The following is a 1,243-nucleotide window of genomic DNA, read 5'->3' as shown; positions in this document are numbered from 1 at the left end:
GGCGGGTTATGTAGCGTTTGAGACTGCGGGTGACCTCGCGTGGGGTGCGGCCTTCGGCGGTGCGGCGGGCGATGTAGTCCTTGGTGGGTTGGTGGCATCGTTGCCGGGATTTGGCGATGGTGTGGATGGCGGCGTTGAGGGTGCGGTCGCCGCCGGGGTTGAGGCGGTGTCGGGTGGTGCGCCCGGAGCTGGCCGGGATGGGGTTGACGCCGGCGAGAGCGGCGAAGGCGGCTTCGTTGCGCAGCCGGCCGGGGTGGGACCAGGCGGTCAGGGCGATCGCGGCGGTGACGGGGCCGATGCCGGGCTGCTCGAGCAGGGCCGGGCAGAGCTTGTCGACCAGGGTGCGGATCTCGGCGAGGTTGGCTTTCAGGAGTTTGTCGAGGGTGTGGATCTGTTCGGCGAGGGCGGCCAGTTGGGTGTGGTGCAGCTGATCGAGGCCGCTGCTGTCGGGGTTGCTGCTGGGGGTCAGGGTGAGGGCGTGGTGGATCTGCCGGTGGGTGGAGCGGCCGCGGAACTGTTCGCGCAGGGTGGCGCCGGCGGTGAGGATGACCGCTTTGAACAGGTTGACGGTGGCGGTGCGGGTGTCGGTGTAGTGGCGGCGGACCACGTGCAGGATGCGCAGGGCTTCGCGGTCGCCGTCGGCGCGGGGTGTGGCGGTGTGGTCGGCGGCCAGCACGGCACGGGCGGCGTGCACGGCGTCGAGGGCGTCGGACTTGCCGCCGCGGCGGCGTCGGCCCTTGGCGGGTTTGGGTGCTTCCAGGACGGACTCGCCGGCGGTGAGCAGGGACCGGGACAGGCCGATGCCATGGGCCCGGGTGCCGTCGACGGCCCAGACCCGCCGGTCACCGAGCCGGGTGGTGTGCTGGCCGGCCCAGACCAGCAGGCGGGCGGCGCCGTCGAGGGTGGCCGGCACGGTGAGCTCGGCCAGCACCGTGCCGACCGGTGTCACCACCGCTGCGGTGTGGGTGTCGGTGTGGGTGTCGACGCCGACGACCGCGTCAACGCGGTCAGCCAGACGTTCTGCCAGGATGGACGACACGGACGGTGCTCCCTTGCATGGACGACGTTCGGACGGCGTCGGCCCGGGAGAAGGTCACCTGAGCGGCATATCTGTGATGAGTCACGCGCTGACACGCGGACAGGCTTCTGATCAGGCCAGCAAGGTGGGCCGGGCCGGCGCCGGCAACCCACGAGGACAGGTCGCATCCACGGCACACCACACCACAGCGGTGGCCAGATCTTG

The 1,243-nt window shown here is 71.4% G+C and carries 1 protein-coding gene; it reads right to left on the bottom strand.

All coding sequences use genetic code 11. The features are described 5' to 3' along the window. Nucleotides 1–1,039 (bottom strand): IS110 family transposase (locus AB0G10_RS42265; protein ID WP_360935919.1); only part of this gene is annotated, 1,039 nt, incomplete at its 3' end. Between the last annotated feature and the right edge of the window lie 204 nt (nucleotides 1,040–1,243).

This window comes from Actinoplanes sp. NPDC023714 (assembly GCF_040639855.1).
Taxonomy (GTDB): domain Bacteria; phylum Actinomycetota; class Actinomycetes; order Mycobacteriales; family Micromonosporaceae; genus Actinoplanes.
This window is presented reverse-complemented; position numbering and strand designations above follow the sequence as displayed.